This is a genomic window from Methylobacter psychrophilus (genome assembly GCF_025583945.1).
Classification (GTDB): Bacteria; Pseudomonadota; Gammaproteobacteria; order Methylococcales; family Methylomonadaceae; genus Methylobacter_C; species Methylobacter_C psychrophilus.
The window spans coordinates 1-25,248 of sequence record NZ_JAOEGU010000014.1 but is presented as its reverse complement, the minus strand read 5'-3'; the positions used below and the strand labels follow the sequence as shown (position 1 = coordinate 25,248).

At 43.6% G+C, this 25,248-nt stretch carries 29 protein-coding genes and 1 other RNA gene; 15 read left to right on the top strand and 15 right to left on the bottom strand.

Features of this window, described 5'->3' with window-relative positions:
• Positions 1–17 precede the first annotated feature (17 nt).
• Entirely contained in the window at positions 18–1,343 is a 1,326-nt protein-coding gene (locus N7974_RS08880) for a DEAD/DEAH box helicase (RefSeq protein WP_262965270.1), read from the top strand.
• A gap of 313 nt (positions 1,344–1,656) precedes the next feature.
• On the opposite strand, the gene N7974_RS08875 is transcribed toward N7974_RS08880, so the two are convergent.
• Positions 1,657–1,956 carry a DUF2288 domain-containing protein gene (locus N7974_RS08875; RefSeq protein ID WP_262965269.1) on the bottom strand — a complete coding sequence of 100 codons (300 nt, stop codon included), beginning with the start codon at positions 1,954–1,956 and terminating at the stop codon, positions 1,657–1,659.
• Between the two features lie 86 nt (positions 1,957–2,042).
• Here N7974_RS08875 and N7974_RS08870 point away from each other — a divergent pair, with 86 nt between their 5' ends.
• On the top strand, positions 2,043–2,798 hold the full coding sequence (locus N7974_RS08870) for a TPR end-of-group domain-containing protein (RefSeq protein WP_262965268.1): 756 nt from the start codon (positions 2,043–2,045) through the stop codon (positions 2,796–2,798).
• Positions 2,799–3,014: 216 nt separating this feature from the next.
• On the opposite strand, the gene N7974_RS08865 is transcribed toward N7974_RS08870, so the two are convergent.
• Positions 3,015–3,566: a DUF1415 domain-containing protein gene (locus tag N7974_RS08865; RefSeq protein WP_262965267.1), complete on the bottom strand. Its 552-nt coding sequence runs from the start codon at positions 3,564–3,566 to the stop codon at positions 3,015–3,017.
• Between the two features lie 184 nt (positions 3,567–3,750).
• On the opposite strand from N7974_RS08865, the gene N7974_RS08860 reads away from it, so the two are divergent.
• The 6 genes from N7974_RS08860 to N7974_RS08835 all read left to right on the top strand — a co-directional run bounded on the left by N7974_RS08860 (position 3,751) and on the right by N7974_RS08835 (position 9,589).
• A complete protein-coding gene (locus N7974_RS08860) occupies positions 3,751–4,116 on the top strand; it encodes a DUF6164 family protein (RefSeq protein ID WP_262965266.1) in 366 nt (121 codons plus the stop codon).
• A gap of 120 nt (positions 4,117–4,236) precedes the next feature.
• Positions 4,237–5,505 (top strand): formylmethanofuran dehydrogenase subunit B, encoded by a 1,269-nt coding sequence (locus N7974_RS08855; RefSeq protein ID WP_262965265.1) that lies wholly within the window; start codon positions 4,237–4,239, stop codon positions 5,503–5,505.
• Complete coding sequence (locus N7974_RS08850; protein WP_262965264.1) at positions 5,505–7,172, top strand: formylmethanofuran dehydrogenase subunit A; 1,668 nt, start codon at positions 5,505–5,507, stop codon at positions 7,170–7,172. The genes N7974_RS08855 and N7974_RS08850 overlap by 1 nt, the downstream gene beginning before the upstream one ends.
• Positions 7,169–8,065, top strand: coding sequence for a formylmethanofuran--tetrahydromethanopterin N-formyltransferase (gene fhcD, locus N7974_RS08845; RefSeq protein WP_262965263.1), 897 nt, complete (start codon positions 7,169–7,171; stop codon positions 8,063–8,065). Before N7974_RS08850 ends, fhcD begins: the two co-directional genes overlap by 4 nt.
• Entirely contained in the window at positions 8,062–8,877 is an 816-nt protein-coding gene (locus N7974_RS08840; protein WP_262965262.1) for a formylmethanofuran dehydrogenase subunit C, read from the top strand. Before fhcD ends, N7974_RS08840 begins: the two co-directional genes overlap by 4 nt.
• A gap of 4 nt (positions 8,878–8,881) precedes the next feature.
• On the top strand, positions 8,882–9,589 hold the full coding sequence (locus N7974_RS08835; protein WP_262965261.1) for a class I SAM-dependent methyltransferase: 708 nt from the start codon (positions 8,882–8,884) through the stop codon (positions 9,587–9,589).
• A 100-nt stretch (positions 9,590–9,689) separates the two neighbouring features.
• On the opposite strand, the gene ssrS is transcribed toward N7974_RS08835, so the two are convergent.
• The 3 genes from ssrS to N7974_RS08820 all read right to left on the bottom strand — a co-directional run bounded on the left by ssrS (position 9,690) and on the right by N7974_RS08820 (position 10,399).
• Positions 9,690–9,869: non-coding RNA, 6S RNA (gene ssrS, locus N7974_RS08830), on the bottom strand.
• Between the two features lie 12 nt (positions 9,870–9,881).
• Positions 9,882–10,181, bottom strand: a complete 300-nt coding sequence (locus tag N7974_RS08825; protein WP_262965260.1) for a cell division protein ZapA — start codon at positions 10,179–10,181, stop codon at positions 9,882–9,884.
• Positions 10,178–10,399 carry a TIGR02449 family protein gene (locus tag N7974_RS08820; RefSeq protein ID WP_262965259.1) on the bottom strand — a complete coding sequence of 74 codons (222 nt, stop codon included), beginning with the start codon at positions 10,397–10,399 and terminating at the stop codon, positions 10,178–10,180. Before N7974_RS08820 ends, N7974_RS08825 begins: the two co-directional genes overlap by 4 nt.
• Positions 10,400–10,578: 179 nt before the next feature.
• On the opposite strand from N7974_RS08820, the gene N7974_RS08815 reads away from it, so the two are divergent.
• Genes N7974_RS08815 through ubiH form a run of 3 tightly spaced genes read left to right on the top strand, consistent with a single transcriptional unit; the run spans position 10,579 to position 13,679 of the window.
• Complete coding sequence (locus N7974_RS08815; protein ID WP_262965258.1) at positions 10,579–11,121, top strand: UPF0149 family protein; 543 nt, start codon at positions 10,579–10,581, stop codon at positions 11,119–11,121.
• Between the two features lie 12 nt (positions 11,122–11,133).
• On the top strand, positions 11,134–12,444 hold the full coding sequence (gene pepP, locus N7974_RS08810) for a Xaa-Pro aminopeptidase (protein WP_262965257.1): 1,311 nt from the start codon (positions 11,134–11,136) through the stop codon (positions 12,442–12,444).
• Positions 12,444–13,679, top strand: coding sequence for a 2-octaprenyl-6-methoxyphenyl hydroxylase (gene ubiH, locus N7974_RS08805; protein ID WP_262965256.1), 1,236 nt, complete (start codon positions 12,444–12,446; stop codon positions 13,677–13,679). The genes pepP and ubiH overlap by 1 nt, the downstream gene beginning before the upstream one ends.
• Before the next feature lie 133 nt (positions 13,680–13,812).
• Here the strand turns inward: ubiH and N7974_RS08800 are convergent, their stop codons facing one another.
• The 3 genes from N7974_RS08800 to N7974_RS08790 form a co-directional block, all read right to left on the bottom strand.
• Positions 13,813–14,151, bottom strand: a complete 339-nt coding sequence (locus N7974_RS08800) for a ComEA family DNA-binding protein (protein ID WP_262965255.1) — start codon at positions 14,149–14,151, stop codon at positions 13,813–13,815.
• Positions 14,152–14,405: 254 nt separating this feature from the next.
• On the bottom strand, positions 14,406–15,380 hold the full coding sequence (cmoB, locus tag N7974_RS08795; RefSeq protein WP_262965254.1) for a tRNA 5-methoxyuridine(34)/uridine 5-oxyacetic acid(34) synthase CmoB: 975 nt from the start codon (positions 15,378–15,380) through the stop codon (positions 14,406–14,408).
• A 383-nt stretch (positions 15,381–15,763) separates the two neighbouring features.
• The gene (locus N7974_RS08790) at positions 15,764–16,399 is read right to left on the bottom strand and encodes an MlaC/ttg2D family ABC transporter substrate-binding protein (protein WP_262965253.1); all 636 of its coding nucleotides are present in this window, start codon (positions 16,397–16,399) and stop codon (positions 15,764–15,766) included.
• Between the two features lie 157 nt (positions 16,400–16,556).
• Between N7974_RS08790 and hemB the strand changes: the two genes are divergently transcribed.
• From hemB to aroE, 3 genes are all read left to right on the top strand, one after another.
• Entirely contained in the window at positions 16,557–17,561 is a 1,005-nt protein-coding gene (hemB, locus tag N7974_RS08785; RefSeq protein WP_394813083.1) for a porphobilinogen synthase, read from the top strand.
• 100 nt (positions 17,562–17,661) lie between these two features.
• Positions 17,662–18,198, top strand: coding sequence for a hypothetical protein (locus N7974_RS08780; RefSeq protein WP_262965251.1), 537 nt, complete (start codon positions 17,662–17,664; stop codon positions 18,196–18,198).
• Positions 18,195–19,028: a shikimate dehydrogenase gene (gene aroE, locus N7974_RS08775; protein WP_262965250.1), complete on the top strand. Its 834-nt coding sequence runs from the start codon at positions 18,195–18,197 to the stop codon at positions 19,026–19,028. Before N7974_RS08780 ends, aroE begins: the two co-directional genes overlap by 4 nt.
• A gap of 18 nt (positions 19,029–19,046) precedes the next feature.
• Here aroE and N7974_RS08770 read toward each other — a convergent pair whose 3' ends face one another.
• Complete coding sequence (locus tag N7974_RS08770) at positions 19,047–19,586, bottom strand: gamma carbonic anhydrase family protein (protein WP_262965249.1); 540 nt, start codon at positions 19,584–19,586, stop codon at positions 19,047–19,049.
• A gap of 170 nt (positions 19,587–19,756) precedes the next feature.
• On the opposite strand from N7974_RS08770, the gene N7974_RS08765 reads away from it, so the two are divergent.
• Entirely contained in the window at positions 19,757–20,458 is a 702-nt protein-coding gene (locus N7974_RS08765; RefSeq protein WP_262965248.1) for a M48 family metallopeptidase, read from the top strand.
• A gap of 29 nt (positions 20,459–20,487) precedes the next feature.
• Here N7974_RS08765 and N7974_RS08760 read toward each other — a convergent pair whose 3' ends face one another.
• From N7974_RS08760 to N7974_RS08735, 6 genes are all read right to left on the bottom strand, one after another.
• Complete coding sequence (locus N7974_RS08760; protein WP_243220778.1) at positions 20,488–20,847, bottom strand: hypothetical protein; 360 nt, start codon at positions 20,845–20,847, stop codon at positions 20,488–20,490.
• Positions 20,848–20,951: 104 nt separating this feature from the next.
• A complete protein-coding gene (locus N7974_RS08755) occupies positions 20,952–22,223 on the bottom strand; it encodes an MgtC/SapB family protein (RefSeq protein WP_262965247.1) in 1,272 nt (423 codons plus the stop codon).
• The gene (locus N7974_RS08750; protein ID WP_262965246.1) at positions 22,217–22,927 is read right to left on the bottom strand and encodes a TVP38/TMEM64 family protein; all 711 of its coding nucleotides are present in this window, start codon (positions 22,925–22,927) and stop codon (positions 22,217–22,219) included. Before N7974_RS08750 ends, N7974_RS08755 begins: the two co-directional genes overlap by 7 nt.
• A 250-nt stretch (positions 22,928–23,177) precedes the next feature.
• Positions 23,178–23,759 carry an HdeD family acid-resistance protein gene (locus N7974_RS08745; protein WP_262965245.1) on the bottom strand — a complete coding sequence of 194 codons (582 nt, stop codon included), beginning with the start codon at positions 23,757–23,759 and terminating at the stop codon, positions 23,178–23,180.
• Between the two features lie 449 nt (positions 23,760–24,208).
• Positions 24,209–24,904, bottom strand: coding sequence for a hypothetical protein (locus N7974_RS08740; protein ID WP_262965244.1), 696 nt, complete (start codon positions 24,902–24,904; stop codon positions 24,209–24,211).
• Between the two features lie 163 nt (positions 24,905–25,067).
• Positions 25,068–25,248 (bottom strand): hypothetical protein (locus N7974_RS08735; protein WP_262965243.1); only part of this gene is annotated, 181 nt, incomplete at its 5' end.

Genomic DNA, 25,248 nt, shown 5'->3' with positions numbered 1-25,248 from the left:
CTTACCAGAGGTTTTTAATGACTTTCGAACAACTCGGTTTAACCGAGCATCTCCTTAACGCTGTAGCGGATCAAGGCTACACCACACCTACACCGGTACAACAAAAAGCCATTCCATTAATCCTTGACGGCAGGGATGTATTGGCAGGTGCGCAAACGGGTACAGGAAAGACCGCCAGTTTTACGCTGCCATTATTGCAAAGGTTGGCCGAAAACCATGACCCGCATCAAAAACCGCATAATATTCGTGCCCTGATTTTAGTGCCGACCCGTGAATTGGCTGCACAAGTCTATGAAAGTGTTGTCACTTACGGAAAACATTTGCCTTTACATGTGGAAGCGATCGTTGGCGGTGCCAGCATTGGTGTACAAACCCGTAATTTACGCAGAGGTTGTGACATTGTAGTGGCAACACCAGGGCGTTTGATTGACCATGTGAAGCAACGTAATATTAATCTGTCAAACGTAGAAATACTGGTTTTGGATGAATCCGACCGCATGCTGGATATGGGCTTTATGCCCGATATCAAGCAAATCATGGCGCTGATACCCAAGAAACGGCAGAGTTTGTTATTTTCAGCTACCGTGCCTAATGCGATCAAATCTCTGGCTTCACAGATGCTGAATAATCCCGTTGAAGTTGAAGTTGCCAAGCAAAATGCAACCGCTGAAAATGTGACGGAACTTGTTTATGGCATAGATCGTGAACATAAACGTGCCTTGCTGTCTTATTTGATTGGCAGTAATAACTGGAAACAAGTACTGGTATTTGTGCGTACCAAGCACGGCGCTGATCGTCTGGAAAAACAATTGATTGAAGACGGTATCCGTACCACGGCATTACATGGCGATAAAACCCAGGGTGCGCGCAACAAGGCTTTGGAATACTTTAAAAATGGCAAGGTATCCGTATTGGTTGCAACCGATATTGCTGCCCGTGGTTTGGATATTGATGACTTACCGCATGTGGTTAATTTTGATTTGCCGCAAGTACCCGAAGATTATATCCATCGTATTGGCCGTACCGGACGTGCCGGTTTAAGTGGTGTGGCCTTATCATTGGTCTGCCCTGAAGAAGCTTATTATCTGGTGGAAATTGAGCGGCTGCTCAAGCGACAAATTCCACGGATTGCTGATACCGGTTATGAGCCAGTGTCTTTGAAGATTGCTGACGCACCTAAAAAGAACGCCGCCAATAAAGATACCGGTAAAAAAGATTTACGGCACTCCAAAAAACCGGCAGCTCGTGCCGCTACCGCCAAGCCTGCTGACAGTAAACGGTCGGACAGCAAGCGTATTGAATCAAGAGGCAAGGGAAGATCAGGTTCAAGACGAAAGGATTAAGCCAATCAACCAGTCGGGTTAGCTTATTTAAGTATAGCGAGATAATGTAACCCGACAGGGTGTGCGTCGGGTTACGTTATCACTTGGCAAATCACTCCCACCCAATAGCTGTTGTAGACGAGATTCTACCTTCCGTTATTGATAGTTACGTATCTTTCTCATTCATCCGTAATCGGATCTATAGATTTTCAGAAATTACATTTCCAATTAGTATTGCTGTAAGCTCATACAGATAACATCCCCTGAAGGGATGGTATCTGTCGACATAGAAATTATTTATCTGAAAATGTATATGAACGTTAAATAAACCGGCTTACTTCTGAACCAAAATCCATGGTTTAACCACAACCGCCCAAACTTCGCTATCGGCTTCCAGCCACTCAAGGGCTTGCTGATCGGATACCAATGCAATCTGCTTGTTTTGTAGCCATTGTGCGACCTGATCTTTATTGTCGATGGAAAATTGGTAGGCAACATCGACCAAATCCAGAGGGGAGGCAACAAATACTGCCGTGCCACTGGCAAAAAAACGCTGTAATTCTTGCCAGGCAATTTTTGATGTCTCCAGATTAACTTTTTCTCTGGCAATATCAACACAGTTTGATTCATTCATGGTTTAAACATTTAATAGTGTCGTTAGAAGTAGAGCTGTTATTCTATATTAATTAACTCACAACCAATCATTTAGGAGTCATTGTCATGTCGCTGTTAGCATCGTTCACCAAAAAATCCAAACTCAAAGCAACCATTCAGCAAACTGCGCAGGCGCGCAAAAGTGAAGGCAATACCGCTGATGGCTTATTTAAAGCTGCCTATCAAGGCTATGCTGATGTTTTACATGATGATCCGCTGCGTGCTGAAGCTTTATATAATTGGGGCTTTGCTTTATTGCATCAGGCAAAAACCAAAACCGGTGACGAAGCGGCCTTGATTTATCAGGATGCCATCCATAAGTTCAATTTTTGTTTGCTGATTAATCCCGATTATCTGGCGGCGGCAATCAATGGCGGTGTTGCTTATATGGATTTGGCCAGACTTAAAAAAGTAAAACCGGATGATGAATTGTACGAATGTGCCAAACAACAGTTCGACAATGCCAATGCTATTCAAAAAGGTGCTGCATCTTATAATCTGGCCTGTATTTATGGCCTGCGCGCTGATAAGGACGCGTGCCTGAAAGCACTGGAAAGCGCCAGAGACAGAGGCACTTTGCCGGAAGCTGGCGAGATCCTGAACGATCCGGATTTGGCTGGCGTTAAAGAACTAGATTGGTTTGTAGCGTTTATGGAAGCGTTAAACAAAAAAGCTGAAGTAGAGCCTGAAAATGAAGAGCCCGTTGTTAAGTCCACCGGATCTAAATGGAAGCTGGTTGAAAAAAACTTTAATTCCGAAGAAATCGCTACTGAAGAAGTAGCGACAACTGAAGAAAATACCGAGGAAGAAAAAGCAAAATAATTTTTGGCAGACAGGGTCTCCGACGCCATGGAGACTGTGAAAGTATTATCAAAAAGCGGATTAAAAACATTATTCACCACGAAGTACACGAAGAAAAATAATCGATTTTATTCAATGTATTGAAAGCTTCGTGCTTTCGTGGTGGGTTTTTTAATTTTGTACTAAAACGAATGCTTTCAAAGTCTCTAGGGTTATATCCTACGATTGGTTAGCCATTCAAGATGGATAGCACGCGGCCAATAACGCCTGCATTTTGGCAAGTCCCAATTTACGTGTTAATTCAATATTATGCTCCGGGATTTCTTCAGGATGCGGGTAGGTCGCTATGGCTTTTTCAAGGCTGCTTTCCCGTAACAGATGCAATAGCGGGTAGGGTGAACGGTTGGTGTAATTAGCCGGATCGTTTTGTTTGGCGCCTTCAAAACAGTAATCCGGATGAAAGCTGGCTAATTGGTAAACACCTTCATAATCCTGTTCAATTAATAGTGTTTCGGCAAGTTCAAGAAAATCCAGATAATCATCGAAGCAGATAAAAGCTTTGTCATAAATCAACAGAGTTGTTTCAATGTCGGGGTCGATATTTAAGCGGTCACATTCCAACATTAAATTTAACAGGCAACTTTCAATTTCAGTGTCATGGCTTGCAACAAAACGAATACTTCCCCGCTCCAGTTCACGTTTGGCGAACGGACAAATGCCGTATTCAATGACAATGGTTTTTAACCATTTTTGCGTTGCATCTATCAATTGTTGATCGTTATCTGCCATAGCTTGTGTGGTATTTTTATAGGTTACGGGAAAATCTGTTGGTGATGTCGAAGGTATTAAATTTGGTAATTTTAAATCAATCAATGATTTGATGGTGTTGGTGAGTTTTGTCAGTATGTGACAATCTATTGCCGCTATAATATCTTATTTTAAGTTACTCGCCTCCACCAATCACAAAAAAATCATGACACTATTATTATTTTCCCTGCGCGGTGTGCCCGAAGACGAAGCCGATGAAGTTCGCGAATTATTAACTGCGGAGCACATCGATTTTTATGAGACTTCAGCCGGTAACTGGGGAATGTCTATGCCTGCTTTATGGCTTAGGGATGAAGCTGATCTGGAAAAAGCCAGGCAATTACTCCATGTTTATCAACAGCAGCGATTTTTGACTTCCCGCGAGGATTATTTACAACTTAAAAAATTGAATCAACAAAAGACACTGTTGAAAGCCTTTATTGAACAGCCGTTGCTTTACTGTGCTTACCTGTTTGCGATGGTACTGGTTGTTTATGTATCGGTTAAATTGTTGCTTGAATTGGGCTTGTAAGAGTCGGTTAAAATGAGACAGTACCAGCAATTAAGGTTAGAATGTCGGCACAACATCACCGGTAGCTAGTGCTGTAAAAGTGTCTGGTGAGTGAACTAACTATAACAAAAGGACAGCTGAATGACCGAGATAACTGAAGTACCGAGTCCTTTTTGCGGTATTGGGACGGATGACCTGACCATCAAGGTTGATGGGGTATTGCTGAAAGTAATTGAAAATGGTTGTGCGGTTAATACGCCTGCATTTGAGCAGCCAATTACCGACATGAGTGCCAGGGTTGATGGCAAAGAAGTCAGTCTGGATGTGGCCATTGCGAGAGCCGCAGCGATATTAAAAGACACCAGCCTGCCTGTAATTGGTGGCTGTGCAACCGATGTTAACGGCATGCGGGGCTTGTTGGCCTTGGCGGATCGTTGTGGAGCCGTGGTTGATCATATCAACTTTACCGGTGCCCGTAATAACTTTTTGGCGCTGCAAGATTCTGGCTGGATGAATACCACGCTGGCAGAAGTTAAAAATCGTTGTGATTGTTTGCTGATTGTTGGTACGGATCTGGAAGCATTTGCGCCACGCTTTTTTGAGCATTATTTGTGGAATAAAGAATCCATGTTTTTGGATGATACCAGTCATCGTGAAGTAATTTATTTAGGTACAGCGCCTTCGGGTGATGCATCAACCTCGCCAAAGGGTAAAAAAGCCCGGGTTTTTGAATGTGCCACTGAAGATTTGCCGGAAGTTGTTGCCGTATTGAGAGCGCTGGTAAAAGGCCAATTGATCTGTGCTACAGCGGTTTGTGGTATAGCGGTTACTGATTTGCAAACGATTGCCGATAAATTAATCGCCGCCAAATATGGCGTAGTGATCTGGGCGGCGGGTGCTTTGGCTTATGCGCAAGCGGAATTAACCGTGCAGATGCTGTCAGAAATGGTTAAGGATGTTAATAATCAAGATACGCGCTGTTCCGGCTTGCCGTTAGGTGGTAAAGAGGGTGATCAAACAGCCAATCAGGTATGCGGATGGACAACAGGTTTCCCGGCACGCACCCGTTTTAGTTCCGGCTTTCCTGAATATGACCCGTTTTTAAATGATACCAACGTATTATTGGCAAATGGTGAAGCAGATGCTTTGGTTTGGGTACATGCCTTTAACGTTAATGCGCTACCACCGGTAACGACTGTACCGACTATTGTGGTTGGTCGCTCGGGCATGACGTTCGCAACAGAACCGGATGTTTTTATTCCCGTGGGCACACCGGGTATTGATCATGTCGGTCATGCCTATCGCATGGATAATGTAGTCGCCATTCGTTTAAAGAAATTACGTGATTCCGGTTTGCCCAGTACTGCTCAAGTACTGAATGCCATTGAACAAGCTTTGCAGGTAAGATAATGTTTATAAAGTTAACAGGTGGAACTGTCTATGATCCCGCAAGCGGAGTTGATGGTCAGCAGCAAGATATTTACATTCAAGACGGACGTATTGTTAAAAAACCGACTGAAGATGTTAAGGTCGATAAAGAATATGATTTAAAAGGTAAAGTCGTCATGTCTGGCGCGATTGATATGCACACGCATATTGGTGGCGGTAAGGGTAACATTGCCCGAACCCTGTTACCGGAAGATCATCGCAATGATCCGGTGCATCGCAGTGATATTACCCGTTCCGGCTGTGGTCATGCCATGCCCAGTAGCTTTGTTACCGGCTATCGTTATGCGGAAATGGGTTATACCGCCGGGTTTGAGCCGGCCGTACTGCCAATTAACGCACGTCAGGCACATATGGAAATGGCGGATATCCCTATTCTGGATAAAGGCGGTTATGTCATGATGGGTAGTGATGATTATTTACTGCGTATGCTGACTGCCAAAAAAGACCAGAAAGCCATTAATGACTATGTGGCGTGGACAATGCACGCGGCTAAAGCTATCGGCGTTAAAGTCGTTAATCCCGGTGGTATTAGTGCGTTTAAATTTAACCAGCGCAAGCTGGATCTGGATGAGCAAAACGCACATTATGGCGTAACGCCGCGAGATATTTTGCGCGTATTGGCAACAGCGGTTAAAGAAATTGGTGTTACCCATCCTTTACATGTTCATGGCTGTAATTTGGGTGTACCGGGTAATATGCAAACGACGCTGGATACCATTCAGGGTATTGGCGGCTTGCCGATGCATTTAACGCATATTCAGTTCCATAGTTATGGCACCGAAGGCGATTTCAAATTTTCTTCCGGCGTTGCCGAGATTGCCGAAGCCATCAACAGAAATAAAAATATCACCATTGACGTGGGCCAAATTCTGTTTGGTCAAACGGTTACGGCATCCGGTGACAGCATGCGTCAACATGCCAATCATAAACATGGCAGCCCCAATAAATGGGTGACGATGGATATTGAATGTGATGCCGGTTGCGGTGTTGTCCCTTTTAAATATAAAGATAAAAACTTTGTTAATGCCTTGCAATGGGCGATTGGTCTGGAAACCTTTTTACTGGTTGATGATCCATGGCGCATTTTCCTGACTACTGACCACCCGAATGGCGCGCCGTTTACCAGTTATCCGCATTTGATCCGTTTGTTAATGGACAGAAGTTTCCGTAATGAGGTGTTATCAACCATTCATCCCGAAGCACAAAAAATGACTACACTGGCCTCCATTGAACGTGAATACACGCTACAGGAAATTGCCATTATGACCCGTGCCGGAGCGGCTAAATTGATTGGTTTAAAAGATCGTGGTGGCTTGAGTGCAGGCAACTGGGCTGATATTACCATTTACACCGACAATAACGATCGCCAAAAAATGTTTGAAAAGCCCGATTATGTTTTTAAAGACGGCCAGTTAGTTGTCGTTAATGGCAAAGTGGTTTCTACAAAATGGGGCACAACCCATGTGGTCAGGCCTGATTTTGACCCTTCTGTCGAAAAAGGCTTGAAAGATTATTTCGACCGTTTTCTAACCATGAAACTGGGTAACTTTAAAATGAGTGATGATGAAATCACTGAGGATGGACGCGGTAGTATAACCGTGCATCCATTAAATGGAGATGTCGCATGATTATTAACGGCGTAACTATAGACGCAACGTTTGCCGAAGCGTTTCCAATGAAAGCCACCCGCGCCATTATTACCGCGCAAAACGAAAAATGGGCGCTGATTTCAGCGCAGGCCATGACCGGTTTTGCTACTTCAGTAATTGCTTGTGGTTGCGAAGGCAGCATAGAGCGTATTTTAGATCCGTCAGAAACGCCTGATGGTCGCCCCGGTGTATCGGTTATGATATTTGCCATGGGTGGCAAAGGCCTGGCCAAGCAACTGGAAACACGGGCAGGACAGTGCGTATTAACCTCGCCTACTGCGGCGTTATTTGCCGGCATTGATGGCGGTATCAGAATTCCTTTGGGTAAAAATCTGCGTTATTTTGGTGACGGTTTTCAGGTATCCAAACAAATTAGTGGTAAACGTTACTGGCGAATCCCTGTTATGGATGGCGAGTTTTTAGCGGAAGCGACCACCGGTCAAGTCGATGCTATTGGTGGCGGTAACTTTTTAGTACTGGCCGAATCACAACCGCAAGCGCTGGCCGCCTGTGAAGCTGCCATTGAAGAAATGCGTAAAATTCCCAATGTGATTATGCCTTTTCCTGGCGGCGTCGTGCGTTCAGGATCTAAAGTGGGTTCAAAATATAAAACCTTGGGCGCATCAACCAATGATGCCTTCTGTCCGACTTTAAAAGGCATGACCAAAACCGAATTATCACCCGAGATTGAATCAGTCATGGAAATTGTTATTGATGGCTTAACCAAGGAAGACATCGCCAAAGCCATGCGGGTTGGCATTCAAGCTATCTGTGATTTGGGTGCAGCCAATGGCATCAAGCGTATTAGTGCCGGTAATTATGGTGGCAAGCTGGGGCCATTTCATTTTCATTTACAGGAGATTATGGCATGAGCGCTTTAACTTTTACGTTAAAACACAGAACAGCTCAACGTGTCGATATGTCGCCGCTGGTGTGTCATCTTTTAAAAGAGTTGAAAGTCGCCGATATTGCCGCTTTAACGTTGCAAAGCGGCAAGCACAAGTTGCGTGTTGATGAGTTGTTCACCATTGAAGGCTCTGATGCACAAAACATCGTTATTAAAAACAGCGTTGATAATCTTGATTTTATTGGTAAAGAACTCGACGGCGGCTGCATAAGTGTCAGTGGCGATGCCGGTGCTTATTTAGGGTTTGGCATGAAAGCAGGCGAGCTTAAAGTATCGGGTAATGCCGGACTTTATGCCGCTTGTGAAATGAAAAAAGGTTACCTTGAAATTGCCGGCAATACCGGGGATTTTTTAGGTGCGGCACTGCCCGGTAATAAAATGGGCATGAAAGGCGGTACAGTTCTGGTTAAAGGTAATGCGGGTGAACGTGTTGGTGACCACATGCGCCGCGGCAATATCCTGATTGAAGGCAATGCCGGAGATTATTGCGGTTCACGCATGACGGCAGGAACCATTGCAGTTATGGGGCAAACGGGCCGATATTTAGGCTATGCAATGCACCGGGGCACTTTGTTGTTATGGACTCAACCGCAGCTGTCAGCCAGTTTTAATGATTGCGGCGCTCATACGTTGGCATTTTTACCTATTTTATTTGCATCATTTAAGTCGTTGAACTCAAGGTTTGCTGATGTATCAAGTGCATTCAATCGTGTCCAGCGTTACGCAGGTGATATGTCGGAAACGGGCCATGGTGAAGTGTTGGTTAGAATAGCTTAACGTTATGGGGTTTGCTTTAGACAAAGTTGTACCGTGGGGACGTTCTTACGATGAATACCTGGCCATGTTTGCTCTTACTGAAGTTGATTTGGGGCTTTCTATTCTTGGTTGCGGCGATGGTCCGTCTGGATTTAACGCCGAACTGACCAAGCGCGGCGGGCGTATCGTTTCAGTTGATCCGCTCTATGTTTTTGATGCCTTGCAGATTAACAAGCGCATATTGGAAACCTGCGAAACGGTAATGCTTCAAATACGTAAGAATCGGAACGACTATATCTGGAATGCTATCTCTTCTATTGACGAGCTGGAACGTATTCGCATGTCGGCGATGGATACATTCCTTGCCGACTACGAAAACGGAAAGAACAGCCAGAGATACATTGATGGAGAGTTACCGGTGTTACCTTTTGAGAATGGAAAGTTTGATCTTGCTTTGTCATCTCATTTCTTGTTTCTCTATAGCATGCACTTGTCTGCCGAGTTTCATCTTCAAGCGCTTCAAGAAATGTTACGTGTTGCTCGCGAAGTAAGAATATTTCCATTGCTTACCCTTGATGGTGCTCATTCGCCACACTTGGATTTTGTCACCGAAAGCCTTGCTAACCAAGGTTATCATATTGAAATAAAACCGGTTTTATATGAGTTTCAACGGGGTGGGAATGAAATGCTGATTATTCAATCTGGCTGTGATGGTGGTGGGAATTTAAATTAGCGGCCAGCCTAAAATATCAACGATGAGTCTGGAAATAAAAAATTGATGGTGGAGATACAGTTTTTCTATAAAAAAGAGGTTTTTTTTCTATAGAAAAACTGTATCTCCCACCTGCGCCGCTATGTACTTTCGTCCTTGAACCGGAAGTTCAAGTGGGGACTTAACCGGCAAATCAGGCTTCCCGTATAAAACGGGCATGCGCACCAGTAACGGAAGTCGTCCCCGGGGTAAATACAGGTTCAGGAAACACCCAGCACACTCTCGAACGCTGCAGGAGATACAGGTTAATATTCTAGCGGTTTTCTAAAACATTTTCTATCTTTTGACTCAATTTAGTCAGGCATTCATTTAACTTTTGGTTTAGCTGGCTATTTTGATTTTTCACTATTTCTAGTTCATGAGCCAAGTTAAGCGCTGCCATAACTGCAATTCTGTCCGGGCCATTTATTTTTCCGGAGTCGCGCATTTTACGCATTTGCACATCAAGCTTCTGGGCGGAATGAACAAGAGCATCCTGTTCTTCAGGATCGCAGGCAATTCTGTATTCTTTGGCCATAATCATCAGAGATATTGGCTGGGGTTTGTTATTCATGAGCCGAGCTCCATTGCTTTTAGTCGGTTAATCATTGCTTCTACTCGGGTTTTGGCTAACGTGGTCTTTTCCAGTAATTGCGCTTTTTCCTGAGCCAAGGTTTCTTGTTTAATTTTCAGAGAACTGTTTTCATCTTTTACATGCTGATATTTGTCGATGAGCCGATCCAGTTTGTCTTCGAAATCTTTTAATTCTAAAGGTAGAGAGTTGTCTGTCATGTTGGTAGCTAAAGTTATTGCCGGTAATCGGGTGCTTTTAAGAGTTTTTGGGGTAGCAACGAGTGACTTTTACTACACAGAGTTACTCGCTCAGTAAGTTAAAGTGAACAAATATTAACCGAGTTAATTATCAATGGTAGCATAAGGTATATTTTTTTTTTAGTGATAGTGAAATTATTATGTCTTATAACGCGTGTAACTCAATAATCGTACAAAGTGATGCCGAGCTTTCAGCTGCTGAAGCTCATGGCCTGGCGACCGGCTTGTTATGCATCAATGAGCAGGCGGACAGCGCCTATTGGTTGGCCGAGTTGTTGCAGGATAGCGATTCTGTGAATGATGAAAATCAATATGTATTGGTAAGATTGTTTGAGGAAACACGGCGCTTATTGGGCAGTGACGAGTTTGAATTTGACCTGTTTTTGCCAGAAGACGATACCTCGTTGGTTGAGCAGGTTGAAGCCTTAAAAAGTTGGTGTAGGGGGTTTCTGTTTGGTATTGGCTCAGGAGCATCAGGTGCAAAATGGCCCAAAGAAGCTCGTGATATACTGAAAGACATTGCCGAATTTACCAAGCTTGATGCCAATGCAGAAGGTGAGGAAGATGAGCAGGCTTTTATGGAAATTACTGAATATTTGAGGTCGGCTGTATTATTACTCCGCGATGAGTTGGGTAATAGTAGCCGCGACGATGATGACATTGACGACGACTTTATTGATTAGGTGGCGAACAACATGAAACAAAGTGAGTTTAAAAAACGACGCAAGCAGTTAATGCAAAGCGTTGGTAAAGGTAATGTTGCCTTAATAGGCAGTGCTTCAATGCACACGCGCAATCGGGATGTGGATTTTCCATTTCGGCAGGACAGCGATTTTTATTATTTAACCGGTTTTAATGAGCCGGATGCTTTGGCTGTATTTATCCCTGGACGTGAAAAAGGCGAATACATTTTATTTTGCCGTGAATTTGATGAAAAAAAGGCCTTATGGGAAGGCGCTCATTCAGGGTTGGAAGGAGCAACAGGCCATTATGAGGCGGATGATTCTTTTCCGATAGATGATTTGGATGATATTTTGCCGGGTTTGTTGGAAAACAAAACGAAAGTTTTTTATCCGATGGGACATGATCTGGAGCTGGATAATAGCTTGCTGGAATGGATCAATCATATCCGCAGCCAGTCCCGAAGTGGTGTCGTGGCACCTGCAGAGTTGGTTTGTTTGGACGTTATTTTACATGAGATGCGTCTGTTTAAAAGTCCTGCCGAATTGAAGCTAATGCGTCGTGCGGCAGAGGTTTCGGCAAATGCTCATGTTAAGGCCATGCAGGTCTGTAAAGCCGGGCTGTATGAATATCAGATAGAAGCTGAAATGATTTATCATTTTATCCAAAATGGTTTGCGTGCCGTGGCTTATCCTTCAATTGTTGCTGGTGGCAAAAATGCCTGCACGCTACACTATACTGAAAATGCTTCCAAATTAAAAAGCGGTGACTTACTGCTGATTGATGCCGGTGCAGAATGCGATCATTATGCTGCCGATATTACTCGTACCTTTCCAATTTCCGGGCGATTCAGCGAGCCGCAAAAACAACTGTATCAACTGGTTTTAGATGCACAGGCGGCAGCACTTGAACAAATCAAACCGGGAGTGCCATGGAATATGGCGCATGAGGCTTCAGTTGAAACCATTACGAAAGGCTTGGTCTCTTTAGGCCTGCTCAAAGGCAAGCTGAAAAAATTGATTAAAGATGAAAAATATAAGTTATTTTATATGCATCGCATCGGTCACTGGCTGGGAATGGATGTGCATGATGTGGGTAATTATAAAATTGACCAGGAATGGCGATTGTTGGAAGCCGGTATGGTTTTAACTGTAGAACCTGGCTTGTATATTCCTGCTGATTGTAAATCCGTCGATGAAAAATGGCGGGGCATCGGTATTCGTATTGAGGATGATATTTTGGTTACCGCTCAAGGTTATGAAGTATTAACCAGTAATGTACCCAAAGAGATAGCAGAAATTGAAGCATTAATGCAGGCAATCTAATGCAACAGAATTATGATTTGGTGATTGTTGGCGGTGGTTTGGCAGGTAATTGCCTGGCGTTATCATTAAAAGATACCGGCTTGAAGATTGCTATTGTTGAGGCCAATACACCTGAACAATTAAAGGCTTCTTCTGCGGGTGACCGGGCTTTGGCATTAGCGGCAGGTACTGTTATGGTGCTTAATACCTTGGGTATTTGGCAGGGTATTAGTCATGCCGCTACCGCGATACAGCATATTCATATCTCTGATCGTGGTCATTTTGGTAAAACGCGCCTGTCGGCACAAAAAGAACACGTAGATGCCTTGGGATATGTGATTAGTGCGCGGGATCTTGAAGCGTACGTTGCCAATCTGGTCGCTGAATCCACTATAGAGCTGATTTCTCCTGCGCGTGTGGTGGGTTTGATGTCTGGCGATAACGAGGTCTGCATCAGTTTAAAGCAGGGTAATGATTCATTAACCCTATCAGCCCGATTATTGGTCGGGGCGGACGGCGGTTTATCATCAGTTCGGCAGTTGCTGGATATCGCTCAGCAGACCACCGAGTATGGCCAAACGGCATTGGTTACTACCGTAAAATCAACACTTCCCAATAAAAATACCGCCTTTGAGCGCTTTACGGCTTCCGGGCCGTTAGCCTTGTTGCCGATCGCTAAAAATGAATGTGCAGTCGTCTGGACGCGCACGAATGAGGATGCTAACGCCTTGATGTTGGGGAGTGAAGCAGATTTTCTGGCTGAATTGCAACACTGTTTTGGCTTTAAGCTGGGTCAATTTAGCTTAACAGCACCCAGACGTGCTTTTCCTTTATCGCTTATCCGTGCAGAAAAAATGGTTGCCGGTCGGGCGGTTATTATAGGTAATGCCGTGCATCAGTTACATCCTGTGGCAGGGCAGGGCTTTAACTTAGGACTGCGGGACGTTGTACAATTGGCTGAAATGTTGGTCAAGCAACATGAACAAAATCAAGATATTGGTGCGGCTGATTTTTTAAAAGACTTTGCGCTATCCAGAAAGAAAGATCATGACCGGACGATTGGCTTTACTGATACGGTAGTAAAGATTTTTTCCAATGAGTGGTTGGCATTGGCAGTGGTTAGAAATATCGGCTTGGCTTTATTGGATCATATTCCCGCTGCAAAAACCTTGCTGACGCGCCATGCGATGGGGCTGGCCGGACGTACGCCGACTGAGTCGCCGGTTATCCCAATAAATAGGATGTCCCCCCCGTAGGATGTGTTGAACGCAGCGAAGTAAAGCGCATCGATCAATCAGCCTTGATGCGCTTCACTGTTGTTTCTGCACATCCTACAAATGTGTTGTTTTATTTTTTCGTCTTGATCAGGGTGGAATCCCTTATAACAATCTATTTGGCTTTTTTGGGTTCAACCACGGCCTTGGGTTCAACGGCTGTTTTTGGTTCGGCAACTGCGGCAGGTTCTGTGGTTGGCGTATCACTGAGCAAAATGTCTTTTTTGTTTTTTGCGAGGGTTTTTTCACCGATACCTTTTACGTTGGTTAATTCTTCAGCTGTTTTGAACAAGCCTTTTTCGGTACGGTATTTTACGATGGCTTCCGCTTTTTTCATGCCAATGCCTGACAGGGCATCCGAGATGGTCTTCGCATCAGCGGTATTAATATTAACGGGTGTGGCAAAGGCGTTGAAAGCAAATAAAGATAATAACAATAGCAGTAGTTTTTTCATGATTGTTCCCCTAAAAAAATTAAGTTGCCAAGAATAATTCTGTTACTGCAAAAATGCATAAAGTAATCTTTTTGGAAGCAAAGTCAAGTGCTTTTTTTTGGTTATTATTTTGTTATATCTTTATGTAATCAGTTGCTTACGAGATTTCAGTGGTGATTTTTCATTAAACAACTGCTGGAATAAGACCGCCCAAATCTGCCGTGCCTTTGAAAAGCCTTATTTCGTCCTGCGAGATTACTGATTGGCTGTCACTGTTACGCATTATTGGCAATAATAATTGCCCGCTTTGGCGCCGGTAGGCCTTCGCAGGTTAACTCGGAGTTTTCTGGATCAAGAAAATCCTTGAGAGAATGAAACTGCATCCATTCCGTGCTGCGTTGTTCTTCAATACTGGTCGGGGTGACATCAATCAGGCGAATATTTTTAAAACCACAGCGTTTTAGCCAGCTTATCAAGGTTTCACAGGTAGGTAAAAACCAGACATTACGCATTTTGGCATAACGATCTTCGGGTAATAACACTTCTCCTAATCCGCCATCAATAACCAGTGTTTCCAAGACCAGTTCACCGCCGGGTTTAAGGCAGTCTTTTAATTCCATAAGATGATCAATAGGCGAACGGCGATGGTAAAGCACGCCCATGGAAAAGACCGTATCAAACAGCTTTAAACCATAAGGCAGCTCTTCTATACCTAAGGGCAGCACATAGACCGGTGCTTCGCCATGCAGTTTTCTAATCAATTGAAACTGCATGACGTTAAGCAGCAAAGGGTCTATACCGACGACCATTTTTGCTCCGGCACCGAGCATACGCCAGCAGTGATAGCCATTGCCACAGCCTACATCCAACACCAGTCGATGGTTAAGTGGTGTAATATGGTTTTTTAGCCGATCCCATTTCCAGTCTGAGCGCCATTCAGTATCAATATTAATACCAAACAAGTTATAGGGGCCTTTACGCCAGGGATGTAATGTTCTGAGTAGTTGCTCAAGCTCCATCCGGTCAGCTTCAGACAGATCATTTGCTTGGCCTGTTTGTACGGCATCAGCATCCAGCAAACGGTGCGTGGTGGGTAATTCAGGCAGGTTCTTGATTGCCGACTGCCATTGCGATAAGGTGCCGTGTTTGTTGGTGTTAAACGCACTGGCAATCTGTCCGGGTAACAGGTTGGCCCACGCATCGGCTTTTGCATCCAGTAAAATATTATATAGCGGTTGATAATCAATCATTTAAAAAGTTATTTGTGGCATGGTTAAGCGTAAAAGAAGACCTGGAGGCTGTCCGAGAATAGGAATCGTAGCGAGGGAAAGCCATTTTTAGTCAGATTTTTTGGTCATTTGAGGCGAATAGTTGTTCTATTAAACGAAAATGAGCGGGAAATCTGGCATAAATGGATTTTCCGTAGTAGGTTTTCTATTCTCGGATAGCCTCTCAGCATTGGAAGCATATACTGCTTGATTGAGGGTATAGATATGGCGGGGCTAAAAAATATAAACTCCAGTCTTTCAGAAATTAAATTTCCAATTCATGTGATTGTATACACATACGGATAACATCCCTTCAAGGGATGGTATCCGTTAGCATCGAAATTATTTATCCAGGAAACTAAAACTTACGAATTTTTAGCGGCAAGCGCTTCGGTATTACGTTTTGCTAACGAATCAATAACAGCGGTTAATGAACCCTTGGTCTGAATTTCATTGGAAAAAGTCGTGCGGTAGTTAGTTACCAGACTAACGCCTTCAATCATAATATCGTAGGCTTTCCAATCACCATTACTCAGGAACATGCGGTAATTAACGGCAACAGGCTGTAGGCCAGGCTGTAATACTTCTGTTTTTACGATAACTTTTGTCGCGTCACCTTCCATTTCAATGGGCAAATAGCGGATAGACCAGTCTTTAAACTCGACAAAGGCACGTGAATAGGTTCTTACCAAGAGTGTTTGAAACTCCTGTTTAAAATGATTTCGTTCCTCAGGTGTTGCTGTTCTCCAGTGCTTACCCAATACCAATGAAGAGATTCTGTCAAAATCGGTATGTGGTAAGATAGCTTCATTAACAAAATGTGCAACTTTTGCAAAATCCTTAATGAAGGTTTTATCCTGCATTTTTTGCTGTAATTTTGATGAAGCGCCTTCTATGGCTTGTTGTGGAGGTAGTAAATCAGCTGCCATCACTTGAGTAACGGGGATTAACGCTATCAATGCTGAAAAAAAACCAAATAACAGGTAGGGTTTAACGTTCATAAAGTCCTCTAAAATAAACTAGTGTAGGGTTGTTATATTTTTCAAATATCAGTAAGTAGTTTCCCTGATACGATAAATTTTTTGATCCGTTGATCGGAAAGGCCGTTGATTGAGACCCGAGATTTTAACTTTTTCTAAATCCAGGAGTATGGACAAGATGACATATAATAACATCAATTTTCCTCACACACGCATGAGAAGAATGCGTTATAACGATTTTTCCCGGCGCTTAATGCGCGAAAATCGTTTGTCTGTGGATGACTTGATTTACCCGATGTTTGTGACTGAAGGCACAAACAGGCAAGAACCTATTTCATCCATGCCGGGTGTAGAACGATTTTCCCTGGATTTACTGCTTGCACAAGCCGATGAGATTAATGCGTTGGGCATTCCTGCCATCGCACTGTTTCCGGTGACACCTGCCAATAAAAAATCAGCTGATGCTGCCGAAGCTTATAACCCTGACGGATTAGCTCAGCGCAGCGTAAGAGCACTAAAGAAAGCCTTTCCTGACTTGGGTATTATTACCGATGTTGCTCTTGATCCTTTTACCTCACACGGACAGGATGGACTGATTGACCAGAATGGCTATGTCCTTAATGATGAAACTATTAAGGTTTTGGTCAAACAAGCTTTGTCTCATGCTGAAGCGGGAGCCGATATTATTGCGCCTTCTGATATGATGGATGGCCGTATTGGTGCAATAAGACAAGCGCTGGAAGCGCAAAACCATATCAACACCTTAATACTTGCCTATTCTGCCAAATATGCCTCCAGCTTTTATGGTCCGTTTAGAGATGCTGTAGGCTCTGCCGGAAATCTGGGTAAAAGCAATAAATACAGTTACCAGATGGACCCTGCAAATTCTGATGAAGCCATGCGCGAAATTCAGCTGGATTTACAGGAGGGTGCAGATATGGTCATGGTTAAACCCGGAATGCCCTATCTGGATATTATCCGCCGGGTAAAAGAACAATACGGCGTTCCTACTTTTGCTTATCAGGTTAGCGGCGAATATGCCATGATAAAAGCCGCATCCATCAATGGCTGGCTGGATGAAAAGGCCGTTGTTATGGAGTCCTTGCTGGCGTTTAAAAGAGCTGGTAGCGATGGAATTCTGACTTATTATGCCAAGTCTGTTGCTCAATGGTTGCAAGAGTAATATTTAAGCGCAGTAGCTTTTTACCGTATTTTTTCATGACGATTAGCGGTGCTTTTATTAATCGTCTATTTTTCCTGATATCTAAAGTAGAGCCTATGACATGTTAGAAGACAAAGACAGTGTAGCCCAAAGACGTTTTTATACCGAAGAACCTATTTTAATTTTGCTGCTTATCCTGTCCCTGGTCGGTGTGCGCATAACCGACTATTCGCCTATAGACGGCTATGCGTACTGGATGATTATGGTTTTTGTGTTTGCTTTTTTTGCAATAATTATTGGATGGCTGCAATCAAGGCAACGTATGACTGATTTTAAGAAAATATTACGGGAACAATCCATTCATTGGTTTACGTCTTTGCTGGTGGTGGAAGGTGTTTCTTTATTACAAAAAACGGATCACATGACCCGGGAAAATGCCGCGTTGGTTATTATGATGGTCTTGGCGCAGTCAACCATTCTTGACGGATTACGAGTCGGCTGGCGTTTTAGTGTCGTAGGTATTTTTCTGGGAGTGTCCGCCATTATTGCCGCACACTGGCAACATTTTTTCTGGATTGAATTATTTATCGCCCTATTAATTGTTGCCGGAACAATCCTGGCGCAATCCTGGTTGGAAAAAAGAGCAGAAGAATCATGATGATAGTCGATCACTACGCTGTTTTTGGTCATCCCATTAAGCACAGCAAATCACCACGCATTCATAAGATTTTTGCCGAGCAAACCGGCCAGACGCTTGATTATAAGGCACAAGATGTTCCTGCTGAACAGTTTTCTGCGGCTGTGGCAGCATTTTTTGCCAATGGCGGGAAGGGCTTAAATTGCACCATTCCGCTGAAAGAACTTGCCTGGGCTTATGCAGATGTTAAAACAGAACGTGCTTATATGGCCAAAGCGGTTAACACCTTGGCGTTACAAACGGATGGCTTAATTCTTGGTGATAATACCGATGGCATTGGCTTGGTAACTGATTTAACCGGCAATCATGATATTACTTTGGCAGGCAGTCGGATCCTGATTTTGGGGGCAGGTGGAGCAAGCAGAGGGATTATCGCTCCCCTTCTTGAGCAATCTGTACATTCCATCGTTATTGCGAATCGCACTGTTGATAAAGCCATTAATCTGGCTGGCGAATTTACTGCTAAAGGTTTAATTACCGGCTGTGGTTTTAGCGATTTAAAAGGCCGGCAATTTGATTTAATTATAAATGCCACCTCAACCAGTTTGAGTGGTCAATTACCGCCCTTGCCGGAAGCCTTACTTGTTAAAAACGGTATCTGTTATGATCTTGCCTATAGTAACGAACCGACGGTTTTTGTACAGTGGGGGCAGGAAAATAAGGCGCTAAAAAGTCTGGATGGTTTGGGAATGCTGGTAGAGCAGGCGGCAGAAGCCTTTTTTATCTGGCGAGGCATTCGCCCCAAAACCCGACCGGTTATTGAGCTGCTTAATAAAGAACGAAAGTTGTAAAAAAGCGGGTTTTCAAATTTATGTCTTTTCCTGCTTTAAATATTCATTTTTTAAGTGCACATACTGTTGTGCCGAATACTCCAAAAATTCTTTTTCGGATTCTTTTAAATGTCTTGCCTGTTTGGCTGGAGAGCCAACATATAAATAACCGCTTTCCAGCTTTTTTCCTGGCGGAACCAGCGAGCCTGCACCCAGCATGACATAATCTTCGAGAACAGCGTCATCCATAATGATTGCGCCTATACCAATCAGGCAATAATCGCCGATGGTACAAGCATGTACTACGGCCCTATGGCCAATAGTGACACCTTTGCCGATAGTTAACGGATGACCTTGGGGCGAAAACTTGCCGGCATGAGAGACATGCAAGACACAACCATCCTGAACATTGCTGCCATCACCGATTTTGATACTTTCAACATCGCCTCTGATGACGGTTGCAGGCCAAATGGATACATCATTGCCTAGCGTAACATCGCCAATAACAACGGCGCTATCATCGATATAAACAGACTCACCGATGCTCGGCTCTTTATCATTAAATTTTCTGATTGACACAATACACGGCCTTATTTTTTAACATGGACCCAAAAAAATGGGATACTGATATAAAGGATGGTTTTAACTCCGAGGTACAATTCTTGCCTAAGAACAGCTTCCCAGGCGCTTGATCATATTATGAAGCGATAAATTACCTAAGTCACTCACTCTGATTTTTAAGGCATTGCATGACTGTCATACAAGGAAACGGCTTTGTTGCCGAAATAATTCGATCTCCCAAAAGAAAAACCTCAGCCATAAAAATACAAAAAGGTCAGGTATTTGTTATGGTTCCCGAACGCTTAAGTATGGCTGTCATTGAATATTTAGTCACTCAAAAGACTCGTTGGATAAAAGAAAAGCTGGCGCTACATCAGGAAATTTTTGCCATAAAACCGAAAGAGTTTGTATCCGGTGAAGCTTTTTCTTATCTGGGCAAACAACATCGGTTAACCATTGAAACCGGACTTTATCCGACTATTACACAGCACAGTGACGAACTGGTGGTGTCAGTCAGGGATAAAGCTGCCGATAATAGCAAGGCAATCAGGCAGATGCTGATTAAGTGGTATAAGCAGCAGGCCGAATTTGGGTTGCGACAAAAGACGGAGAGCTATTCCAGAATTATTGGCGTTAAGCCATCATCCGTTATTATTAAAGCGTTTAAATCCAGATGGGGGAGTTGTAATGCCAGTGGAGGCATTCAATACAACTGGAAAATTATTATCGCACCGGATTCGGTTATTAATTATGTGGTCATTCATGAATTATGTCACATCCTGCACCATAACCATTCCCCCTTATTTTGGAAAACCGTTGAGAGGTATTGTCATAATTACCGGGATTGTAGTGTCTGGCTAAAAATTAATGGCGCCCGTCTGGAAATTTAAGCAGGGCATGCACAGTATGCCCTGGATAATCAGAGTTTAGCTTTTGGGTTAAACGATGTTAAGGCGATTATCAGAAAAATAATCAGCAGTATTGGCCAGAAAAAGGGTACAACAATGGCAATCCCCAGCAAGCCTATAAAGGCGGCCGTCATAAACAAGAACATGCCAACACCTAAAAACAACAACACGATTAGCACCCCCGTAATTAACATGATCACTAAAGCTGACGGGATAGCCGCAAAATGCAGCAACGGACTGGCAACCGGTGCACCGTTTACCATCAGGCTAAATTGGCCGACATCAGGGTGAAATAAATAGCTGAATATCGCAATGATCAGTCCCACTATAAATACTTTTGTCATCAGTTTGGTTTTACCTTGGTGTTCCATAAATCACCTCTCTTACGAAGATTGGCTGGTTGTTAAAAAAGTAAACAGTAAGTCCTTAAAGTTATATGTGGATTGAACCTCCGTTCCAAACATTTTAAAAGATCTTACCAGGCATAATTATAAGTGTATAAAATTGAGATGATAAATAAAAATGCCAGCCATGCCGCGCCAAACAAGACCGAACGATTTCTTGCCAAAGCAACGGCATAAGCGGCTTTTAGCAAATTATTACTACCGCTTGCCAATATCACGGCAGAGACAAGGGCCGAATCCGAGACAATAAATTTGCCGCTGAGTAATGACAGAATAAACGGATCAATATCAGTAAAACCGACAATAACAGCCATATATTTAAGGCCGTGACTACCATAATTACTGGTGACATACTGCGTGATAAAGGCAAACAGCATAAACAATAACGCAAATAAAATAGCGGTTGATAGCTCCAGAGGATGCTTTACTTCAGTGGTTTCGTGTAATACCGGGGCATGGTTTCTAACGGTTAACAAGCCAAAAACTGCCAATGAAGAAATAAAAATGATAACAATGAAGGGTGCCAATAATTGCATCGCCACACTTTTGTCAAACACAAAAATAATCGCCAGCAAGCGGATATACATCATGATGGTGGCGATAATCAGTGCTGACGATACTTTCCGTCCTGAGCTACTATCAAGGCCATGAGCCTGGCGTCCGATAACAACAGTGGCCGCTGTGCTGGAATAAAGTCCGCCCAATAGTCCGGTAATCAACAGGCTGCGACTTTTAAAGAAATAATTGTTGACCAAGTAACTTAAGTAAGAAAAGCCGGAAACGATAATAACGGCAAGCCATACCCGGTAGTAAGTAACCGGTAGCATCGGTGCGATGGCTTGGTCGGGTAGTAACGGCAAAATAACACCGGAAATAACAAGAAATTTGGCCAGTGTGGCAATTTCTTCATTAGCCAGTTGATCAGAAAAATGATGAATCAGCGTTTTTTCACTTAATATCAAAATGAGTACGACAATAAAAAGTACCAGAAACCAACCGGGGAAAAGGCTGGTGATAGGGCCTATTAAATAAATCAATAGGGCAAACAGGGTACTGAATAGTGAAAATTGTTTCGTTGCCGAGAGTCGCCAGTAAAAAACCAACAGCAAAGCGCCCAGCAACAATAAGCCGGCCGCAAACAATAACCGACTCGGGTCCATGGTATAAAGGATAAAACCCAATACGCCAATCAAGACAAAAGTACGGGTGCTACCAAAATGTAATTTGTAGTTATTGGCGTGATGGTAGCTGCGAAACTCAAGACCGACCACAAAAGAGAAGCCCACGGTCATGATAAATTGTAATAACAGCGGTGGGATACCGCGATAAAACTCCATTAACATGAGGGGCCGGAGGGTTCTGTGCTTAGTCGATTGATGGATTCACCGGCTATTTTGGTAACATAAAACAGTACGGTTAATAACACGATAACGCCTAGTGCCAGTAGTGGATAAGAGACACCGCTCTGCTGCGTTGATCCACTGACCAAGCCGGCCAGATGTTTAGTGGTATAGCCCATGTACACCAAACTACAATTGTAAATCAGGATACCGCTGGTTGCGGCCAGATAAGTCCAAAATTTGACCTGAGTGACCGCCAATGCATAACTTAACATCGCAAACGGCAGCGGTGTTAGTCGCAATAAAAACATTAGCTTAAATGGCTGACTGTTAATCGCAGTATCCAGAGCGGCCAAGTGCTGATGTTTGGAAATAAAGCTAATAACCCGGTCTTTAATTAAATAGCGACCCAGAAAAAAAATAAGCGCAGAGGCCAGATAAGTCGCTATAGCCATATAAAGCTCTGCGGTTCCCAGTGAAAATAATAAACCTGCGGCAAAACAGAGAGTATCAACCGAGACAAAAACCGGTGTCAAAAGTACAAATAAGACAATAAAACCGAGTGGCGCAAAAGCGCCCAGCTTTTCAATCTTTAATTCCAAATTAGGAAGATAAAGCTCCAGTTCATGGCCAATGACGACGATAATGGCGGCAAGCGCCAAAATGATTGACAGCTTCTTGGTGATGGACAGGTCTTTAAGATGCATTGTGCTGTTTTTCCTTGAGAAAACGAGCTACCAACCAAGGTAGCACGTAAAAAATAATATAGCGGTGCTTTAACACATCGTGCCGTGCGCGCCAGAGAGTGTAAGTTTTAATACCCGTAAAGGCGCGCACAGCACGCCCTACTGTTACTGGCTATCTTGGTAGCGCCTTTAACGCATCGTAGGGCGTGCCGCGCGCGCCAGAGGAGTTGATTGTTAATACCTATAAAGGCGCGCACGATAAGCCCGGTTATTACTGGCTATCTTTGTAGCGCAGGCTGATATTGACTAATGACCAGCCGCCAAAAAACAGATTAATACCAAAAAACAGGCCTAATATCCATTCGGCTGTTCCGGGCCAACCCATCCAAATGACCAGCGCCAAAATTAACGCCGTTACCCCGCTAAAAAATACCCAGCCCCAGTGGTTTAATGGCCGCATCATTAGCGCGAAAGAAATCTTGGCGATACCTTCCAAAGTAAAAAATAGCGCCATTAACAGGGTTAAGGTGAGCACCCCGCCTAACGGTTTTGCCAGAAATAGATAACCGATGACCAGTTGTAACAAGCCCATAAACAGCCATAAGCCGGAACCCGGCATACGTATAAAAAACAACGCCCGGGTAAGCAGAAATATACCCCCAAGCACAAGAATCCAGCCTAATGAGACGACTATCGCTACGGTAAAAAAATACGGGATTAAAATGGCAATAGCGCCCAAGATAATAAGGAAAACACCTTCCGCAAAAAATAATTTCCAATGGGTCTGGAAGTAATGCTGCATTTGCTTTTTTAGCTGTTTTATTTCAATGGTACTGCTTTCTGTTTCGGTCATGGCTTTTCCTCATAACAGGTTGAGTAATTTATCGGTGGCGCGTATTTTCAGGCATTTTTAAAGTGTACCAGCGTTTTTCGGCCTTTTTATGAAATAGGCAAGCTGAAAGACTCACCATAATCAAGGAGTCGCAGGATATTATATATCCATATAAGGAAAATTATGCACTGGCAAATAGTATGGGTATTCCAATACCGATTACCAATCGGCATCAATAATTTATCGATAGTGGTACAAGGAGGCAGGGCAAAGTAAAGTGGCTATAGATTTTTAGCTAAAATAAATTGGATATTGACAGATAATATCCCTTCAAAATATTAACGATTGTTAGCTGTATCGGCTTAAAACGATGTCCTTGCCTGGCATAATGGAGCAATTAGCTCTGGTATTTAAAACACGGCGTTATTATCCATCAGCACCTTACGACGAAAAAAACCTGCCCTATGCGTTTAGTTACCTTTAACACTAACATCCAACACCTTACTCCATTGTCCTACCTGTTTATCGCGCAGGCGGTAAATGCCGCGATATTTCCACAGTGCCACGGTATCGAATGATGGCAAGGGCGTGGGATCCTCAAAGCTGGGTGACATTTTAATGGTCAGCAAACTAAAAGTCCCTGTGCCATAATCAGCTTCAAGCTCCAGAGCGTCAGTGCCATTATGTTGCCAGTGCAAAACCGGATGTCCGCCTTTAAAATCAACGGTCAACTCTGGTTGCAAGGTGGCAGTATCCGGGCCGGGGCTTTGTGGGGCGATGATATGCAAGGCTTTACCAATCGCTTCAGTATAATTTTTATGCTTCTTAATGCGTACAATCAAGGCACCAATAAAGCCGATAATATCCCCGTAAGGTACCGATGTCGGCGCAGTAGTAATCACCAGAGGCGCAGGTAAATTAACCGCTGTACTTTTTGGGCCATCGCGGATTATCCGTTTAAAAGCATAAATGCCATCGGTATAGTTTTGCGCAGCGTCTTCCAGCTTAAGGCAATAATCGAACCAATCAAACCCCGCTTTTAGTTGTGTCAAATCAGCGGCACTGATTTCCAAAATAGTGGCATAGATCGTTAACTGGCTATTTAGATGTTGTAAAAGTGCTCGTTTACCGGCATCGGTAGTAGGAATAACTGGTGTCTTGGTCATGATGGCAATCCTCGTTGAACAGAAAATAAGTGTCTAGTTAAATTATCCGCCGCTAAATAATGCACTGTCTGTCAGGTAAAAGGCAATATTTTTTTTAAGAGCCGGGATATTTTGGGTAAATAGTGCCAATTTTTAGCTGGCTGTCGCCAGACTCAGGATATGGTTAGTGCCAAGCATGTGAAGAATCCCGGGATTTACGTGAAGAAATCCGGGATTCACGTGAAGAAATCCGGGATTCACGTGAAGAAATCCGGGATTCACGTGAAGAAATCCGGGATTCACGTGAAGAAATCCGGGATTCACGTGAAGAAATCCGGGATTCACGTGAAGAAATCCGGGATTCA

Excerpts from the sequence above, each read along its gene's own strand:
- N7974_RS08880 (WP_262965270.1), top strand. The coding sequence starts at position 18 with ATGACTTTCGAACAACTCGGTTTAACCGAGCATCTCCTTAACGCTGTA.
- N7974_RS08875 (WP_262965269.1), bottom strand. The coding sequence starts at position 1,956 with ATGAATGAATCAAACTGTGTTGATATTGCCAGAGAAAAAGTTAATCTG.
- N7974_RS08870 (WP_262965268.1), top strand. The coding sequence starts at position 2,043 with ATGTCGCTGTTAGCATCGTTCACCAAAAAATCCAAACTCAAAGCAACC.
- N7974_RS08865 (WP_262965267.1), bottom strand. The coding sequence starts at position 3,566 with ATGGCAGATAACGATCAACAATTGATAGATGCAACGCAAAAATGGTTA.
- N7974_RS08860 (WP_262965266.1), top strand. The coding sequence starts at position 3,751 with ATGACACTATTATTATTTTCCCTGCGCGGTGTGCCCGAAGACGAAGCC.
- N7974_RS08855 (WP_262965265.1), top strand. The coding sequence starts at position 4,237 with ATGACCGAGATAACTGAAGTACCGAGTCCTTTTTGCGGTATTGGGACG.
- N7974_RS08850 (WP_262965264.1), top strand. The coding sequence starts at position 5,505 with ATGTTTATAAAGTTAACAGGTGGAACTGTCTATGATCCCGCAAGCGGA.
- fhcD (WP_262965263.1), top strand. The coding sequence starts at position 7,169 with ATGATTATTAACGGCGTAACTATAGACGCAACGTTTGCCGAAGCGTTT.
- N7974_RS08840 (WP_262965262.1), top strand. The coding sequence starts at position 8,062 with ATGAGCGCTTTAACTTTTACGTTAAAACACAGAACAGCTCAACGTGTC.
- N7974_RS08835 (WP_262965261.1), top strand. The coding sequence starts at position 8,882 with ATGGGGTTTGCTTTAGACAAAGTTGTACCGTGGGGACGTTCTTACGAT.
- N7974_RS08825 (WP_262965260.1), bottom strand. The coding sequence starts at position 10,181 with ATGAATAACAAACCCCAGCCAATATCTCTGATGATTATGGCCAAAGAA.
- N7974_RS08820 (WP_262965259.1), bottom strand. The coding sequence starts at position 10,399 with ATGACAGACAACTCTCTACCTTTAGAATTAAAAGATTTCGAAGACAAA.
- N7974_RS08815 (WP_262965258.1), top strand. The coding sequence starts at position 10,579 with ATGTCTTATAACGCGTGTAACTCAATAATCGTACAAAGTGATGCCGAG.
- pepP (WP_262965257.1), top strand. The coding sequence starts at position 11,134 with ATGAAACAAAGTGAGTTTAAAAAACGACGCAAGCAGTTAATGCAAAGC.
- ubiH (WP_262965256.1), top strand. The coding sequence starts at position 12,444 with ATGCAACAGAATTATGATTTGGTGATTGTTGGCGGTGGTTTGGCAGGT.
- N7974_RS08800 (WP_262965255.1), bottom strand. The coding sequence starts at position 14,151 with ATGAAAAAACTACTGCTATTGTTATTATCTTTATTTGCTTTCAACGCC.
- cmoB (WP_262965254.1), bottom strand. The coding sequence starts at position 15,380 with ATGATTGATTATCAACCGCTATATAATATTTTACTGGATGCAAAAGCC.
- N7974_RS08790 (WP_262965253.1), bottom strand. The coding sequence starts at position 16,399 with ATGAACGTTAAACCCTACCTGTTATTTGGTTTTTTTTCAGCATTGATA.
- hemB (WP_394813083.1), top strand. The coding sequence starts at position 16,557 with ATGACATATAATAACATCAATTTTCCTCACACACGCATGAGAAGAATG.
- N7974_RS08780 (WP_262965251.1), top strand. The coding sequence starts at position 17,662 with ATGTTAGAAGACAAAGACAGTGTAGCCCAAAGACGTTTTTATACCGAA.
- aroE (WP_262965250.1), top strand. The coding sequence starts at position 18,195 with ATGATGATAGTCGATCACTACGCTGTTTTTGGTCATCCCATTAAGCAC.
- N7974_RS08765 (WP_262965248.1), top strand. The coding sequence starts at position 19,757 with ATGACTGTCATACAAGGAAACGGCTTTGTTGCCGAAATAATTCGATCT.
- N7974_RS08760 (WP_243220778.1), bottom strand. The coding sequence starts at position 20,847 with ATGGAACACCAAGGTAAAACCAAACTGATGACAAAAGTATTTATAGTG.
- N7974_RS08755 (WP_262965247.1), bottom strand. The coding sequence starts at position 22,223 with ATGTTAATGGAGTTTTATCGCGGTATCCCACCGCTGTTATTACAATTT.
- N7974_RS08750 (WP_262965246.1), bottom strand. The coding sequence starts at position 22,927 with ATGCATCTTAAAGACCTGTCCATCACCAAGAAGCTGTCAATCATTTTG.
- N7974_RS08745 (WP_262965245.1), bottom strand. The coding sequence starts at position 23,759 with ATGACCGAAACAGAAAGCAGTACCATTGAAATAAAACAGCTAAAAAAG.
- N7974_RS08740 (WP_262965244.1), bottom strand. The coding sequence starts at position 24,904 with ATGACCAAGACACCAGTTATTCCTACTACCGATGCCGGTAAACGAGCA.